Origin of the sequence: Enterococcus sp. AZ084 (genome assembly GCF_051714905.1) — a bacterium.
GTDB classification, from domain to species: domain Bacteria; phylum Bacillota; class Bacilli; order Lactobacillales; family Enterococcaceae; genus Enterococcus_B; species Enterococcus_B pernyi.
The window spans coordinates 2,559,133-2,575,043 of sequence record NZ_JBIOSS010000001.1; the positions used below are offsets into that span (position 1 = coordinate 2,559,133).

A 15,911-nucleotide genomic window follows, 5' to 3' on the forward strand; every position below is an offset into this window, starting at 1 on the left:
TCTCACTCTTTCATGCCAGACATTGCAGTTCCTTGTACAAAGTATTTTTGAGCAAAAATATAAATGATCAACAATGGCAACATCGAAATAACTGTTCCTGCCATCACCGGTCCATAAAATGATATATTTTGTCCGGTGAATAAAGCTAATCCTGCAGGTAACGTCCGCATTTTCGAACTTGTTGTCAAAATCAGTGGATACAATAAATCATTCCAACTGTTCATCAACGTAAAGATTGCTAGTGATAGAAGTGTTGGCTTGCTCAAAGGCAACATGATCTTCAAGAAAATCTTGAACTCACCTAACCCGTCAATACGTGCGGCTTCTTCCAATGAATCTGGTAAAGTTACAAAAAACGACCGCATCATAAATATCCCAAAAGCAGTAGTCATCCGAGGAATGATCAATCCGGCATACGTATCTAACATGCCTAAAAAGTTTGCTTGGATGAACAGTGGGATCATGAAGACTTGAAATGGGATCATCATCGTTAACAAAACAAAGTAAAACAACACCGATTTCCCTTTGAAGCGCATCCGAGCAAAAGCATACCCTGCAAGAGAATCAAAAAAAACAGAAGTGATCACTGTCCCACCTGCAAAGATTACTGTGTTTTTGATGTAATCTAACAACGGAATAGTCGTCCAAACCTTGATATAATTCTCAAAGGTATATTCATCTGCAAAAATTCTCGGGGGAAAAGAAATAATGTCTTTTTCATATTTGAATGAGGAAATGATCAACCATAGAAAAGGAAAAGCGATAATCAATAATACGAGTAACATTCCGACGACACGCAACCATTTCTTTCCATCAAACTTTTTCCGACGATTCGTTGAAACTGCTGTATAACTTTCCGAAAGCATATTATTACTCCCCCCTATTTCATTTGTTTTTCTTTTCTTGACATATATAAATTGGTCGAAATTGCCAGCACAGCTACAATGACAAACAGTACTGAAGATAATGCGGAAGCATAGCCTAACTCATATGGAGCGGTGAAGCCGCGACTATAAATGTATTGGACAGCTGTTTCCGTTTTGAATTGTGGTCCGCCGTTCGTTGCCACATATACTTGGTCAAACACTTGCATGGAACCAATCAAGTTGGTCAAGATACAAAAACCAAGAGAAGGGACGATCTGCGGTAACGTGATATTAAAGAATTGTTGACGATTGGTTGCTCCATCCATTTGCGCTGATTCGTAAAGCGAAGGGGAGATTCCTTGAATCGCAGTGATCAGGATCGTCATCGTGACACCGAAATTTTTCCAAACCGTCATCAGCGCAACTGTTGGCATTGCTAATGTTGGATCACGGAAAAATTGTGGAATCGGCAAACCTACTTGTGAAAAAAGGTAAGGGATAGCCCCAACGTTTGGGTCAAGCAACATTGAAAAGATGATTGCAATGGATGTTAAGGAACAAATAACAGGGATATAAAAAGTTGAGCGACAAAAGCGATTGAAACGAGTATTCTTTGACAAGATCACCGCAGCTAATAAACCAACGATAATCTGTGTTGGTGTTTCAAGTAAGGTAAAATACAACGTATGGAAAAGTGAATTGACCGCACGTTCATCCCCAAAGATCCGCAAAAAGTTATCCATGCCTACGAACTCTCTTGAAGTAAAAAAGATGTTCAAATCAGTAAAACTGATCGCAAATGTACCAATCAGTGGCACCACTGTGAATAACAGTAGAATCAAAAAGGATGGCACTAAAAACAAATAAGCCGCTCGATTCGGTCGGTTCCAGTATCTGGTGAATGCTTTCATTTCGTCTATTTCCCCTCTTTCTTATTCGATGGATTCCTTGATGAACAGTTCAAGCGATGAAAAATCAGCCCAAGAAAGGAAAGAAGTTTTTCTCGAAAAAGGAAAGCGAAAGCAATAAATATGTTTTTGCAATTTATAGTACTTTCGCCTTATCTTCTACGAGATTCCTTCTATTTCCTTCGTTGTTTTGATTTCATTATGAACTGTTACTCGATTATTCCTTCAATAGATCATTGATCTGATCATCTGCATCTTTCATGAGTTGCTCTGGATCTTCACCAGCCAACAATTTTTCGATCAATGGATTGATGATATCATTATTGATTGCTGCGATTTTCGTGAATCCTGGTAGATAAGGTTCAGCATATTCCATTTGTTTGGATAGTTCCGATACGATAGGATCATTCTTCACTTCTTCATCTTCTGCGACAGATGATAAATAGGCAGGGAAGCCATTTTCAATACTCCATTTTTTACCGATTTCACTTGTGTTCCAGTATTTTAGGAATTCATAGATTGCCTCTTTTTTGTCACTATCTGTACTTGCTGGGATGGCATAACCAACACCATCTAAAATCGCTGTTTTTTCACCGTCCGTACTTGCTTGCGGTAATGTCGTTACACCATAATCGATTTCGTTTGCTTTCAAGCCGTTATTCAACCACGGTCCGTTGATGATGATCGATAATTGCCCAGCGTTCATCAAGTTATCCATCTCTGCTCCTGAAATCGATTCTGGTCCTGCTTTATCGACATGGATCATTTTTTGGATGGCTGTTAGTGTTTCAAGATTTTCTGGTGAAGCGAACTCAGATTTTGTATAATCATCGCTGACAAGTTTTCCTCCATTTGCCTTCATCCAGTTATAAAGTGGCGCAGTACCGTCTTTATTGAAGACAAAACCTGAGACATTTTTACTACTATCGGTCAGTTGCGGAGCCATCTCTGTTAATTCTGTCCAAGTAGTTGGTGGTGTTGTTTCATCCAAGCCAGCTTGTTTGAATAATTCTTTGTTCCAATACATATACATCCCTTGTACTTGCATCGGAATAAAATATTGCTGATCATCCACCATTCCTAGATCTACCGCAGTATCTTTGAAATCTCCTTTATCCACACCGTCGTAGTCCCAGAAATCATCTACAGGCTGCACAGCCCCATTCTCCACATATTGAGCAAAATCAGCATAGTTCAGTGCAACAAAATCTGGCGCTTTTCTTGAAGAAATAGCCGTTGGTAATTTTTCATTCAAATTAGCCCATGTCATCACATCCATCTCAATCGTGATGTTTTTGTCATTATTCTTATTAAAATCGTTGACAATCTCTTGTAAGATTTCCCCGTCAGAAGCTGTAAACCCATTCCAAAAAGAGAGTGTGACTTCTCCGTCATTTTTACTTTGAGAAGAAGCACCACCGCCACAAGCACCTAATATTCCAGTCGCAGCTAACAACAATGAACCAATAATCAATTTTTTTCCTCGCATCTCTATCTCCTCCTTATTTGTTCGGGGTCATGCTTGTACGGATCACATTCCAAGATAACGGTTTCAACTTGCAATTCAACTGATTTTCTTTATGTTCGTAGGCTTTTGAAGACACAGGTTTGATTTGCTCATTTCCTGCTTGATTGACCGCTTTGATTTCATAGCCAGACATCTCTGAAAAATCAATGACTTGCTCAATCTTTAAGTCAGAAAATTGTAGATCTAAACTCATCTCTTCTTCTCCACGATTCACTGCAAAGATCACCAACTCATTTATTTCTTCATTGAGCACCGCGATACTTTCTAAATATGGAACTGTATCAAATTCACTCGTTGCATACGTATCAACAGTGATTTCAGGTCGTAAAGCAATACCTTGTCCTAAAGTCGCGACTTGCATAAATGGATAATAGATTGTTTGACGCCATGCTTCACCGTCTTTTTCTGTCATGATCGGCGCAATCACGTTGACTAGCTGCGCCAGACAAGCAATTTTTACTCGATCAGAATGTTTTAACAAAGTGATCAATAAACAGCCCAATACTAAAGCATCCTCAAAATTATAGTGATCTTCTAATAAAGGTGGGGCAACTTGCCATGGCTTGACTGTTTGATCATGTTCTGTCGAATGATACCAAATATTCCATTCATCAAAAGATAGATTGATTTGTTTCTTGCTGTGTTTTTTCGCCTTGATTGCATCACACATCGCAACAACACCAGAGATGAACTGATCCATATCGACTGAACGAGCTAAATAATTTTTCAAATCATTTGTTTGATTGCCATAATACTGATGCAATGAAAGATAATCGATTTGTTCATAGGCTTGATCCAATACAGTCAATTCCCACTCACCGAATGTTGGCATTTGACTATTCGAGCTGCCACATAAAACGACTTCGATCGATTCATCGACAAGTTTCATTGCTTTCGCTGTTTCTTCTGCCAGCCGTCCGTACTCCGCTGCTGTCTTATGACCGATTTGCCAAGGACCATCCATTTCATTGCCTAAACACCACGTCTTGATCGCAAAAGGTTCAGTTTGTCCATTTGCTATTCTTTGCTCACTCCAATAAGTACCACTAGGATAATTGCAATATTCTACTAGATTTCTTGCAGCATCTAAGCCACGTGTTCCAAGATTGACCGCCATATTGATCTCAGCGCCCACTTCTTGACACCACGCAGCAAATTCATGCACACCCACTTGATTTGTTTCTAAAGATCGCCAAGCAAGGTCTAATCTTTTCGGCCGCTCCGCTATAGGCCCCACGCTATCTTCCCAATTGAACCCAGAAACAAAATTCCCACCTGGATACCGGATCAATGGTACCGATAATTCTTTGACTAGCTCCATAACGTCTTGGCGAAATCCCTTATCATTTGCAGTCGGATGATCCGGTTGATAGATCCCTCCATACACTGCACGTCCCATATGCTCAATAAACGAGCCATACAAACGACGATCGATTTCCCCTATCTTTTGCACACGACTAACTGACATTACAGCTTCCATGATTCCCCTCCTTTAATTTATACATGAATCATATCTTTATTTGAAAGCGTTGTCAATAATAATATTATTAAATATAAAAATATTTTTAAGTTATAATTAACATAAACATTAATTACATATATTAGTTTTATGATATTAACCTATAAATTAATATTTATGTTAATATATAGTTAAACAAAAACCTAAATAAGAGGTGAAAAATCATGCAACTCCAAATCAATGAAGAATCATTACCTGTTTATGAAGCTTTAGCTAGTAAAACAAGGATAAAAATCATCCAGTTACTTTCAAAAAACAAAATGAATATCAAAGAGCTTGCTCAAGCACTCGGTATCAGTAGTGCGATTACAACAATGCATGTAAAAAAACTTGAAGAAGCAAATATCATCAAATCTGAAAAAATAGGCCAAAAAAAAATTTCCAGCTTACGTGTCGATAAAATCAACATCACGTTTCCAGAAAAAATCTTCAATGCCTTTGATACGAAAGAAACATCGATCCCTATCGGTCATTATACCCGCTATTCGATCGAGCCGACATGCGGTATGGCAACGATCCATGATTTTATCGGCAAAGTCGATGAACCACGTTACTTTGCCGATCCACGACGAATGGATGCACGGATTCTGTGGTTTACAAGCGGATTTGTTGAATATCAAACACCAAACTTCCTAAACGAAGAAGATACTTTGGAAATGTTGGAATTGTCTGTTGAACTGTCTTCCGAGTTTCCCTTTTCGAACGACAATTGGCCATCGGATATCACTTTCAGCCTAAACGGTGTGGAATTAGGGAACTGGACAAGCCCAGGAGATTTCGCAGACATTCGTGGAAAACATACCCCAGACTGGTATCCAGATAATCTAAACCAATACGGACTATTGAAAACGATCCGTATCACTAAACATTTGACCAATATCAACGGCGAACCATTATCTGAAGTTACGATCAATGACATCCCAAGAAACGAAGACGTCTGGACCTTCCGCATCGAAGTCAAAGAAGACGCCAAAAACGTCGGTGGCTGCACCCTATTCGGCAAAGGCTTCGGCAACTACGACCAAGATATCAAGATGAAGGTGTATTATAGTTAAGGTTGTGAAAGAAGCGTTCAGCACTGAGTAATAAGACAGAACCATCGAAAATGGCTTTCTCATTTTTGATGGTTTTGGCTTATTATTGAAGTGTTGCTTCTTGAACACCGTTTATCTAGGTTGTGAAAAAAGCGGTTTGACCTGAGCAGTAAGATGGAAAATCAGAAAATAGCTTTCCATATTTTTTGATTTTTCAGCTTAATGTTGAAGGTTAGCTTTTTGAACACCGTTTATCTAGGTTGTGAGAAAGCCGTTTAGCTCCAAGTAGTAAGGCAGAACTTGAGAAAATAGCTTCTCATATTTTTTCAAGTTTTGACTTACTATTGAAGGAGCTGGCTTTAGAACACCGTTTATCATAGGTTGTGAAAAAAGCGGTTTGACCTGAGCAGTAAGATGGGAAATCAGAAAATAGCTTTCCATATTTTTTGATTTTTCAGCTTAATGTTGAAGATCAGCTTTTTGAACACCGTTTATCATAGGTTGTGAAAAAAGCGGTCAGCACTGAGTAATAAGACAGAATCATCGAAAATGGCTTTTTCATTTTTGATGGTTTTGACTTATTATTGAAGTGTTGCTTCTTGAACACCGTTTATCTAGGTTATGAAAGAAGCGTTCATCACTGCATAATAATATCAATGAAAAGGAGTAATTTTATGGCTATCTATTCAAATAGTGTTATGACAGATTCACCTTTATTATTTATTTCCGGACAGACACCTCAAAAAGAGGATTACATTCCCGATGGTATCAATGAGCAAATACAAATCGTTGTTGAAAAAATAAATTCCATCATTATGGATAACGAAGCGAGTACCCAAAATATTGTCAAAATGAACGTGTATTTAACTGATGCTTCCTTTTTAGGATCACTTAGGACGACACTTATAAAACTATATGGAGAAAATAAACCAGCAATGACAGTAGTAATAGTAGCCGGATTGATTGATCCAAGATTCAAAGTAGAAATAGATGCTATTGTCGCTATCAAATGATTTTCTTAAGGAACATCGATTTGTTTCAGACTGTCAAAGAGTGCCCATTAATTATAGCCGATCCTATTTTGTTTCTTTCCATGCTGACTCTTCCAATGTGGACAACTTGTTTTTTAAGCCTTCTTTTCTATGAGAATGAAGCACAGCAATAAAAATCTTCACCTTAGAAATACACTGGAGAGCAAAAAACGAATACAAACAAAAATAAACCGTTAATCCCTTGATCAACAAAGGATTAACGGTTTATTTGATTCGTTTATTCACTTTATTTATTTCCAAAAATCATCAAAGATCGAAATTGGCAAATGACGTTTATGCTGTGTTTTATTCCACCATTGCTCGATTTTTTGTTGTGCATCGACTGGAATGTCTTTCCCTTCCAAATAGTCGTCGATCTCATCATATGTGACACCTAATGCGACTTCATCGGCAATCATCGGCTTGCCTTCTTCAAGGTCAGCTGTTGGCACTTTGGTATAGAGATGTTCTGGCGCGTCTAAAGCCTTCAACAATGCTTTTCCTTGGCGTTTATTCAAGCGGAACAATGGTAAAATATCTGCCCCACCGTCACCATATTTCGTAAAGAAGCCAGTAATATTTTCAGCTGCGTGGTCGGTACCGATCACAGCCCCTGCGCGTTGTCCTGCAACCGCATATTGTGTGATCATTCGTTGGCGCGCTTTGATATTTCCTTTATTGAAATCACTGATTTCTACACCTGCATCAATCAACGCTTGCGTTTGCGCATCGACTGCAGGTTTGATATTGACACGTAATTGGACGTCTGGTTGGATAAAATCTAACGCAGCTTTAGCATCTTCTTCATCTGCCTGTTCTCCATATGGCAAACGTACACCGATGAACTGGTAACTGTCATCTTTCGTTTCTTCCCGCATTTCCTCCATCGCCAATTGTGCTAAACGTCCGGCTAAAGTAGAATCTTGTCCTCCACTGATACCTAAGACCAAGGTTTTTAAGAAGGGATTCTTTTTCAAATATTCTTTCATGAAATCGATACTCACACGAATTTCATTTTGAGGATCGATGACTGATTTCACGCCTAATTCTTCGATGATTGCTTGTTGTAAATGATTCATCTTCCATTCCTCCTATAGTTCACTCGTTAATTGTGTGACGCTTTTTTTCATTCGTTCCATGATTGCCATCTTATGATTCCAGCAATCTGTTGATAGATCCACAGGATATTTTTGCGGATTCAAATCACGTTTGTATTCTTCCCAAAGAGAATCTAAGTTTCCTCTGGTATACTCTTTGATTTCTTCTAATGTTGGTAAGTCATAGACTCTCGTTCCTTCAACAAAAATATCTTGTAAAATTGGCCGAGCTGTAAAATCACGAACGGTTTTATTGATAAAGGTATGTGTCGGGTGGAACATGAAGATCTCTTCTTCTTGTCGAGGATCTTCGTCCCATAGTGTCACATAATCGCCTTCTGATTTCCCATCAAAGTTACGAGTGATACGCCATACTTGTTTTTTACCTGGTGTAGTAACTTTTTCTGCATTACTAGACAATTTGATCGTATCGATCATTTCACCTTGTTCATTTTCGATGGATACCAGTTTGAAGACTGCACCTAAAGCCGGTTGGTCATAGGCGGTGATCAACTTTGTCCCAACGCCCCAAACATCGATTTTTGCTTTTTGCATTTTTAAGTTTAAAATCGTCGCTTCATCTAAATCATTTGAGGCATAGATTTTCGCTTCTGTAAAACCAGCGGAATCTAATTGTTCTCTGACCCGTTTCGAAATATACGCCATATCACCACTATCGATACGTACGCCTTGGAAATTGATCTTGTTGCCAAGTTCTTTTGCCACACGGATCGCACTAGGAACACCCGATTTCAAGGTATCGTAAGTATCCACTAGAAAAACACAATCTTTATGTGTCTTTGCATACGCCATAAATGCTTCATAGTCATTCCCATAACTTTGAACAAGAGAATGAGCGTGAGTACCGCTTGCTGGAATCCCGAAAATTTTCCCTGCACGAACATTGCTCGTTGCATCTGCTCCACCAATATAAGCAGCACGAGTACCCCAAACCGCAGCATCCAATTCTTGTGCACGGCGTGTACCAAACTCCAATAATGGATCGTCACCGATCACTGATTTGATACGAGCCGCTTTCGTCGCGATCAACGTTTGAAAGTTCACCATATTCAATAAGGCTGTTTCTACTAATTGACAATGGGCTAATGGGCCTTCCACTTGGATCAATGGCTCATTCGCAAAAACAAGTTCTCCTTCACGAGCGGAACGGACAGTCGCTTTGAATTTGAATTCACGTAAATACGTCAAAAAGCCTTCCGGATAAACAGCCATCTCGCGAAGATACGCAATATCTGTATCAGTAAATGTCAAGTTTTCTAAATAATCCACTAATCGTTCTAAACCTGCAAAAACAGCATAACCATGATTGAATGGCATCTCTCGAAAGTAACATTCAAAAACTGCATGTTTATCTGCTCTATCTAATTCCCAGTAAGTCTGCATCATATTGATCTGGTAAAGATCCGTATGTAGCGTCAAACTGTCATCTGAGTAAGTTGTCGTCATCTTTTTTATTGCTCCTCTTAGCCAATTTTCATTTCTTATCCATTATAACAAAAAAATACCCTAGTAAAAGAAATCTTGTTTTATTTTGTACAAAGTGAAGAAATAAGATAGGAGGTTGTGAGAAAAGCGTTTTGACCTGAGCAGTAAGATGAGAAATCAGAAAATAGTTTTTCATATTTTTTGATTTTTCAGCTTAATGTTGAAGGTCAGCTTTTTGAACACCGTTTATCTAGGTTGTAAAAGAAGCGCTCAGCACTGAGTAATAAGACAGGAAAATCAAAAATGGCTTTTTCATTTTGGGTTTTCTTGGCTTATTATTGAAGTGTTGCTTCTTGAACACCGTTTATCGAGGTTGTAAAAAAACGCCTAAATCCCAAAGATCAAACTATCTTGGAATTTAGGCGCTTTACTTCCTATCGCTTATTCAATTTAGGATCATCCATAACTTTCTTGCTGTATTGATCGAGCTATGCAATCGTTGCAATGGCTTGTTCTACAATGACGATGTCCTTATTCGGCCGTTTGAACTGAACACCCGCTTCTTCTAATTCTTGCTTGACACCTACATGGATATTGACCGCTGATCGTTCTGTTTTCAACACTTTTTTGATTGCATAATCAATTTCCTGTTTAGTGATTTTCTTTTTTGTATTGATCATCACTAATTGGACTTGATTATAGGTATCGATCAACAAAATCTGTGTACGATCTAAAGAAAATAGTTTATAAAATCGAATAGCAGAATTTCTAAAAAAGAAATCAACGATTTTTGGATAAAAAGTTTTGATATTCAAGTTGCTCGTAATCGGGGTTTCAATCAGTTTCATACTTTTCCTCTTTTCTTAATTTTTTCAACCAATAAAATAAATCGCTTTCATAAAGACGATAAAAAAACAATTTGATTTCCCTCTCTTCGTTTAATAGTATAACATATAATCAATTAGATAAAAAAGATGATTTTTCACTTGACCTTCTCGTTACGTCAAGGATTATGCTAGTTTTGTCAGGAGGGAAAACAATGGAATACACAATTAAGAAAATGGCACAGCTCTCAGGAGTAAGTAGTCGTACACTACGTTTTTACGATGAAATTGATTTACTCAAACCCAAACGGATCAATTCAGCTGGTTATCGTATCTATGGTTCTCAAGAAATCGATCGTCTACAACAAATTTTATTTTATCGATCCTTAGATTTTCCACTGAACCAAATTCGCGAATTATTAGATGATCCTACCTTTGATCATCAACATGCACTCATCGAACACCAGAGAAAACTATTAGAGAAACGAGCAGAAATTGATACTCTCCTGGCAACCGTCCAACAAACATTAGCACAATTCAAAGGAGGAAAAAAGATGACTGACCAAGAAAAATTTGAAGGATTTAAAAAACAAAAAATAACTGAAAATGAAACAAACTATGGCACAGAGATCCGTGAAAAATACGGAGAAGAAACCATTGATAAAGCAAACGAACAATGGCAAAACCTGTCTCAAGAAAAGTATCAAGAGATGCAAGAAGTAGAGCAACGACTACTAACGAACTTAAAGACGTATTTGTCTGACCAATCAAATCAAGTACTTGCAAAAGAAATTTTTGATGCACATAAAAAATGGCTATTATTTAGTTGGCCCACGTATCAAGCAGAAGCCCACAAAGGATTAGGTATGCTTTATATCTCTGATGAACGCTTCACTGAATACTATGATTCTCGCAGTGGCAAAGGCGCCGCTGTAGCATTGAATGAGATCATCCAAGCCCATGCATAAATAAATAAAGACAAATCCACAAAAAGGATTTGTCTTTTTTATTTCACGGACGTTGAATAAAAGTATACGGAATCTTTACTTGTTCGACTGTATCATTCAAAAACAAACGAAAAGCGGTTTCACCACATTGTTTCAGATGGTGATCAATTGTTGAAAAATTTAATATTTCACTGATCAGCATATTTTCCCTACCAACGATTGGTATTTTTTGTTTTTTGTAGCTTTGCAGGATTCCCGCTGCTACTGTGTCTGAATTCGTGAAAATGCCATCAATTCCTCGTTCCTTAAAAAATTTCCCAGCCAATTTCCCATGTTCGGTATCAATACACTGCCAATAGACATCAGCTGCATTAAATTCAGGAAAAATCTCTTTACACAGTTTTAATGTGATTTTCGAATTGTAACTCATTCGACCGGTTCTTCCTAAGGTGACACCTAAACGTTTGACACCTTGATCTTTTAAAAAGGATAAGCCATCAGTAATCGATTGTTTGCGATCAATATAGACACTCGTTACTTCCAAGTCTTCGATCTTTTCGCAAAAGACGATAGGGCCATAGCGTTGATAATCAAGCAACAACTCTAAGGGATTTGCTCTTGATGTAATGATCAATCCGTCAAATGCTTTCGCCGCAAACTCTTCTAAATATTGTTGTTCCCGTTTTATTTGGTAGTTTGTTGGCAACAACGTCACTTTATAGCCCTCACTAAAAGCGACTTCAATGATTCCACTGAGCAACTGATCAAAATATGGGTGATTTGTGTAAGGTAAAATGACACCAATATTTTTAGTTTTTCCAGAACTTAGTTGTCTGGCATTGGCATTCGGTACATAATTTAATTCTTTGATCACTTTCAAGATCTCTGTTCGTTTCGCTTCATCGACATAAGGATGTTGATTGATGACACGGGATACTGTCGAAACAGAATATCCTGTTCGTTTGGCTATATCTCGGATGTTTGCCATGACTACTGTTCGCCACCTATACAAAAAGATTTTCTTGTAGATAGTCTACCACAGCAGGTCCACATTCGAAAAATTGATACAATGTTCCTTGGTCATAGAAACTGATTCGTTGACCACCCCAATAATTATCCTTGGTCAAACCAGAAATATCTGCTAAATTGATTTTTTTGATCACCGATCGATTAAGGCCTTGAAAACTAGACAACACGAGCATGGAATCTTTAAACTCAACAAATGCGTAAAAACATTGATTCTTGGTGCCTTGCGTTGCTTTGATATAGGTATTCATAAGAAGCCCTCCTTTATTTATGCTTTGAGTATACGGTATGAAACGCGTCTCATAGCAAGGAGTTTGCTTCTTTTATTCTTCTGGTTCACCTAGATTAGGATCTAAACGGTTTGCAGCCAAGATAAATGGTGCCCAAATCAAAGCAGCGACTAAGAGATTGACGATCGTCAAGACAATGGCACGCCAGTCACCTGCGGTTGCTAAGAACCCACTGATAATCGTTGGCATGACCCAAATCACATTTACCACCACTGGGCGAACAAGGCCTGCCATTGTCGCAAAGTAAGCAATGGTTGCCGTTACAAGTGGTGCGACGATGAATGGGATCATCAACAATGGATTCAATACGACTGGTAGACCAAACATCACTGGTTCATTGATATTGAACAAACCAGGAGCAATCCCCAGCTTACCGACTGTTTTATAATCGGCACGTTTTGATAAAAATAAAATCATGACGATCAATACCAACGTTACACCAGCACCACCAGGCCATACGAATGCTTCAAATGAACCTGCTACCCATTTGAAGGGGATTGGTTCATTATTTTGAAAAGCATTGGTATTTTCGACCATCGCTGTACCATAAAGCGTCTGTAACACTGGTGACATGATGTTTGTTCCGTGTAATCCAAAGAACCAAAGCACATGAACAAGTAATACGATAATAAATACTGCGCCATACCCTTGCGATAAATTCATCAAAGGTTTTTGAATCGCTTCAGAGATCCAGTCAATCAATGGTACTCCTGCTGTTTGTCGGAAGATATAATTGATCGTTCCCACAACATATAAAGAAACAACTGCAGGAATGATTGCGGCAAAAGCACGTGCAACTGCTGGTGGCACTGATTCTGGCATTCTGATAATAATTTTTTTACGCATCAATAGTGCAAAAATGATAACAGAAATAAAACCAAAGATCATAGCTGTAAAAAGACCAGAACCGCCCATGTATTTCCCAAAGTTGAAATAACCCCATGCGCCCATCGAAAGCGTCTGTCCACCATCAGTTCCATCAGCAATCACGCCGCCTGCGGTAGTGATCATGTCCATAGCATCTTGTGACAATTTTTCTGGCAACGTCAGAACAGCTGTGGCAGCATCAGGTAATCCAATAATAAATGCAACTAAAGATACAATACTTCCTGATACAGGGTCCACTTCATATGCCTTTGCCAAATTTGCGCCTAGTGACAATGCGAATACGACTGCCATAATCGCTAGCGTCCCATTCCAAATCAGGCCATTGACACCAATTACTGGTGTAAAGAAAGTTGTAATGGCATTCCCTTCACCTAGATACGTGTTAGGAAAATCACGCATAAACGCATTCAATAGCACCGCAATTGCCCCAGCCATCGTTGCCGGCATGGTTCCAATAAACGCATCACGTAAAGCAACCAGATGCTTTTCCGAACCAATCTTCGTGGCAACTGGCAAAATATATCTCTCCATCCATTCCATCAATTTATTCATTTTCATCCTCCTACAATTCGATCTTCCATCATCATGAATGCGTATACATTATAATGATATCACAAATATAGCATAACTTTGTGAACTTCGCTAGCGAAAGAGTGAAAGAAATGTTAAAGGAAATAAATTTTCTATCATAGATTAAATCGATGAAATAATAATACAACGATTTGATGATTGACTTGTCAATTTAGTGACTTGCCTATTTTTTATTTACAATATAAATGCACAATCTCATTACGTCACACTCGATTTTACCCTATTTATGCTTTTTTCTAAGAAGACAAAAAAAAGAAGAACCTTGATTGAACAAGGTTCTTCTGGAGTTATTACATCATGCCGCCCATCATTGATGGGTCCATAGCTGGTGCAGCAGGCGCTGCTGGTTCTGGTTTGTCTGCAACTACTGCTTCAGTTGTTAATAGTAATGCAGAAACAGATGCTGCATTTTGTAATGCTGAACGAGTTACTTTTGTTGGGTCAACGATTCCGGCTTCCACCATGTTTACCCATTCACCAGTTGCTGCATTGAATCCTGTTCCTAAATCAACATTTTTCAATTTATCAACAATAACTGATCCTTCGTATCCAGCATTTTCAGCAATTTGACGAATTGGTTCTTCTAACGCACGAGTAACGATCTTGATACCTGTTGCTACGTCGCCTTCTGCTTCGATCATCGCTACTTTGTTGATCACGTTCACTAATGCTGTACCACCACCAGAGACCATGCCTTCTTCAACAGCGGCACGAGTAGCGTTCAATGCATCTTCAATACGTAGTTTCAATTCTTTTAATTCTGTTTCAGTTGCTGCTCCGACTTTTACGACAGCTACTCCGCCAGCAAGTTTCGCTAAGCGTTCTTGTAATTTTTCACGGTCAAAGTCTGAAGTTGTTTCAGCGATTTGGTTTTTGATCAATTGAACACGTGCATCAATGGCTGTTTTATCGCCTGAACCTTCAACGATTGTTGTGTTATCTTTATCCACAACAACTTTTGAAGCATTCCCTAAGTTTTCGATTGTTGCATCTTTCAATTCTAATCCTAAGTCATCTGTGATCACTGTTCCACCAGTCAAGACAGCAATATCTTCTAACATTGCTTTACGACGGTCGCCGAAACCTGGTGCTTTTACAGCAACAACATTGAATGTTCCACGGATTTTATTCAATACCAATGTTGGTAATGCTTCGCCATCCACATCATCTGCAATGATCAATAAAGGACGTGATTGTTGTAAGATTTGTTCTAATAAAGGTAAGATATCTTGGATATTTGAAATTTTCTTGTCAGTGATCAACAAGTATGGATTTTCCAAAACAGCTTCCATTTTGTCGTTGTCTGTTACCATATATTGTGACAAGTAACCACGGTCAAATTGCATACCTTCTACGACATCTAATTCTGTTTCAATCCCTTTAGATTCTTCAATTGTGATGACACCGTCATTGCCGACTTTTTCCATTGCATCCGCAATCAAACGGCCCACTTGTTCTGAACCAGAAGAAACAGCCGCAACTTGTGCAATAGCCTCTTTTGAGTCAACAACAGTTGAGATGTTGTGTAATTCTTCCACTGCTGTTTTAGTGGCTAATTCGATCCCACGACGAATACCTAATGGGTTCGCACCAGCTGTTACGTTTTTCAAGCCTTCACGAACGATTGCTTGTGTCAATACAGTCGCTGTCGTTGTACCATCTCCAGCGATATCATTAGTTTTAGATGCAACTTCTGAAACTAATTTTGCACCCATGTTTTCAAAATGATCTTCTAATTCGATTTCTTTTGCAATCGTCACACCGTCATTTGTGATCAATGGAGAACCATATGATTTTTCTAAAACAACATTACGGCCTTTTGGTCCTAATGTCACTTTTACTGTATCTGCTAATTTATCTACACCACGTAACATTGCTGCACGTGCATCTTCTGCAAATTTCAATTCTTTTGCCAT

At 38.5% G+C, this 15,911-nt stretch carries 14 protein-coding genes; 3 read left to right on the forward strand and 11 right to left on the reverse strand.

Annotation, left to right across the window (positions count from 1 at the left end; genetic code table 11):
* Window positions 1–2: 2 nt before the first annotated feature.
* The 4 genes from IGI79_RS11570 to arfA all read right to left on the reverse strand — a co-directional run bounded on the left by IGI79_RS11570 (window position 3) and on the right by arfA (window position 4,782).
* Window positions 3–866, reverse strand: coding sequence for a carbohydrate ABC transporter permease (locus IGI79_RS11570; RefSeq protein WP_010736672.1), 864 nt, complete (start codon window positions 864–866; stop codon window positions 3–5).
* A gap of 14 nt (window positions 867–880) precedes the next feature.
* Window positions 881–1,777 carry a carbohydrate ABC transporter permease gene (locus IGI79_RS11575; protein ID WP_438846007.1) on the reverse strand — a complete coding sequence of 299 codons (897 nt, stop codon included), beginning with the start codon at window positions 1,775–1,777 and terminating at the stop codon, window positions 881–883.
* A 214-nt stretch (window positions 1,778–1,991) separates the two neighbouring features.
* The gene (locus tag IGI79_RS11580) at window positions 1,992–3,263 is read right to left on the reverse strand and encodes an ABC transporter substrate-binding protein (RefSeq protein WP_335883056.1); all 1,272 of its coding nucleotides are present in this window, start codon (window positions 3,261–3,263) and stop codon (window positions 1,992–1,994) included.
* Window positions 3,264–3,276: 13 nt separating this feature from the next.
* Window positions 3,277–4,782: an arabinosylfuranosidase ArfA gene (gene arfA / locus IGI79_RS11585; RefSeq protein ID WP_335883057.1), complete on the reverse strand. Its 1,506-nt coding sequence runs from the start codon at window positions 4,780–4,782 to the stop codon at window positions 3,277–3,279.
* Between the two features lie 203 nt (window positions 4,783–4,985).
* Between arfA and IGI79_RS11590 the strand changes: the two genes are divergently transcribed.
* Window positions 4,986–5,876 carry an ArsR/SmtB family transcription factor gene (locus tag IGI79_RS11590; protein WP_335883059.1) on the forward strand — a complete coding sequence of 297 codons (891 nt, stop codon included), beginning with the start codon at window positions 4,986–4,988 and terminating at the stop codon, window positions 5,874–5,876.
* Window positions 5,877–6,529: 653 nt separating this feature from the next.
* Window positions 6,530–6,868 (forward strand): RidA family protein, encoded by a 339-nt coding sequence (locus IGI79_RS11595; protein WP_335883060.1) that lies wholly within the window; start codon window positions 6,530–6,532, stop codon window positions 6,866–6,868.
* Window positions 6,869–7,137: 269 nt separating this feature from the next.
* Here the strand turns inward: IGI79_RS11595 and nadE are convergent, their stop codons facing one another.
* From nadE to IGI79_RS11610, 3 genes are all read right to left on the reverse strand, one after another.
* Entirely contained in the window at window positions 7,138–7,965 is an 828-nt protein-coding gene (gene nadE / locus IGI79_RS11600) for an ammonia-dependent NAD(+) synthetase (RefSeq protein WP_335883061.1), read from the reverse strand.
* Between the two features lie 12 nt (window positions 7,966–7,977).
* A complete protein-coding gene (locus IGI79_RS11605; protein ID WP_010736679.1) occupies window positions 7,978–9,450 on the reverse strand; it encodes a nicotinate phosphoribosyltransferase in 1,473 nt (490 codons plus the stop codon).
* Window positions 9,451–9,917: 467 nt separating this feature from the next.
* Window positions 9,918–10,277, reverse strand: coding sequence for a DUF1827 family protein (locus tag IGI79_RS11610; RefSeq protein WP_023520312.1), 360 nt, complete (start codon window positions 10,275–10,277; stop codon window positions 9,918–9,920).
* 191 nt (window positions 10,278–10,468) lie between these two features.
* On the opposite strand from IGI79_RS11610, the gene IGI79_RS11615 reads away from it, so the two are divergent.
* Window positions 10,469–11,221, forward strand: coding sequence for a MerR family transcriptional regulator (locus IGI79_RS11615; RefSeq protein ID WP_410300919.1), 753 nt, complete (start codon window positions 10,469–10,471; stop codon window positions 11,219–11,221).
* Between the two features lie 43 nt (window positions 11,222–11,264).
* On the opposite strand, the gene IGI79_RS11620 is transcribed toward IGI79_RS11615, so the two are convergent.
* From IGI79_RS11620 to groL, 4 genes are all read right to left on the reverse strand, one after another.
* Window positions 11,265–12,188, reverse strand: coding sequence for a LacI family DNA-binding transcriptional regulator (locus tag IGI79_RS11620; protein WP_335883064.1), 924 nt, complete (start codon window positions 12,186–12,188; stop codon window positions 11,265–11,267).
* Window positions 12,189–12,204: 16 nt separating this feature from the next.
* Window positions 12,205–12,477 (reverse strand): hypothetical protein, encoded by a 273-nt coding sequence (locus IGI79_RS11625; RefSeq protein ID WP_010736683.1) that lies wholly within the window; start codon window positions 12,475–12,477, stop codon window positions 12,205–12,207.
* Window positions 12,478–12,549: 72 nt separating this feature from the next.
* Entirely contained in the window at window positions 12,550–13,956 is a 1,407-nt protein-coding gene (locus IGI79_RS11630; protein ID WP_019723199.1) for a PTS sugar transporter subunit IIC, read from the reverse strand.
* 329 nt (window positions 13,957–14,285) lie between these two features.
* Window positions 14,286–15,911, reverse strand: a complete 1,626-nt coding sequence (gene groL, locus IGI79_RS11635; RefSeq protein ID WP_010736685.1) for a chaperonin GroEL — start codon at window positions 15,909–15,911, stop codon at window positions 14,286–14,288.

Bases quoted from the DNA above. Each gene is read 5' to 3' on its own strand.
- IGI79_RS11570 (WP_010736672.1), bottom strand. From the start codon at position 866: ATGCTTTCGGAAAGTTATACAGCAGTTTCAACGAATCGTCGGAAAAAG.
- IGI79_RS11575 (WP_438846007.1), bottom strand. From the start codon at position 1,777: ATGAAAGCATTCACCAGATACTGGAACCGACCGAATCGAGCGGCTTAT.
- IGI79_RS11580 (WP_335883056.1), bottom strand. From the start codon at position 3,263: ATGCGAGGAAAAAAATTGATTATTGGTTCATTGTTGTTAGCTGCGACT.
- arfA (WP_335883057.1), bottom strand. From the start codon at position 4,782: ATGGAAGCTGTAATGTCAGTTAGTCGTGTGCAAAAGATAGGGGAAATC.
- IGI79_RS11590 (WP_335883059.1), top strand. From the start codon at position 4,986: ATGCAACTCCAAATCAATGAAGAATCATTACCTGTTTATGAAGCTTTA.
- IGI79_RS11595 (WP_335883060.1), top strand. From the start codon at position 6,530: ATGGCTATCTATTCAAATAGTGTTATGACAGATTCACCTTTATTATTT.
- nadE (WP_335883061.1), bottom strand. From the start codon at position 7,965: ATGAATCATTTACAACAAGCAATCATCGAAGAATTAGGCGTGAAATCA.
- IGI79_RS11605 (WP_010736679.1), bottom strand. From the start codon at position 9,450: ATGACGACAACTTACTCAGATGACAGTTTGACGCTACATACGGATCTT.
- IGI79_RS11610 (WP_023520312.1), bottom strand. From the start codon at position 10,277: ATGAAACTGATTGAAACCCCGATTACGAGCAACTTGAATATCAAAACT.
- IGI79_RS11615 (WP_410300919.1), top strand. From the start codon at position 10,469: ATGGAATACACAATTAAGAAAATGGCACAGCTCTCAGGAGTAAGTAGT.
- IGI79_RS11620 (WP_335883064.1), bottom strand. From the start codon at position 12,188: ATGGCAAACATCCGAGATATAGCCAAACGAACAGGATATTCTGTTTCG.
- IGI79_RS11625 (WP_010736683.1), bottom strand. From the start codon at position 12,477: ATGAATACCTATATCAAAGCAACGCAAGGCACCAAGAATCAATGTTTT.
- IGI79_RS11630 (WP_019723199.1), bottom strand. From the start codon at position 13,956: ATGAATAAATTGATGGAATGGATGGAGAGATATATTTTGCCAGTTGCC.
- groL (WP_010736685.1), bottom strand. From the start codon at position 15,911: ATGGCAAAAGAATTGAAATTTGCAGAAGATGCACGTGCAGCAATGTTA.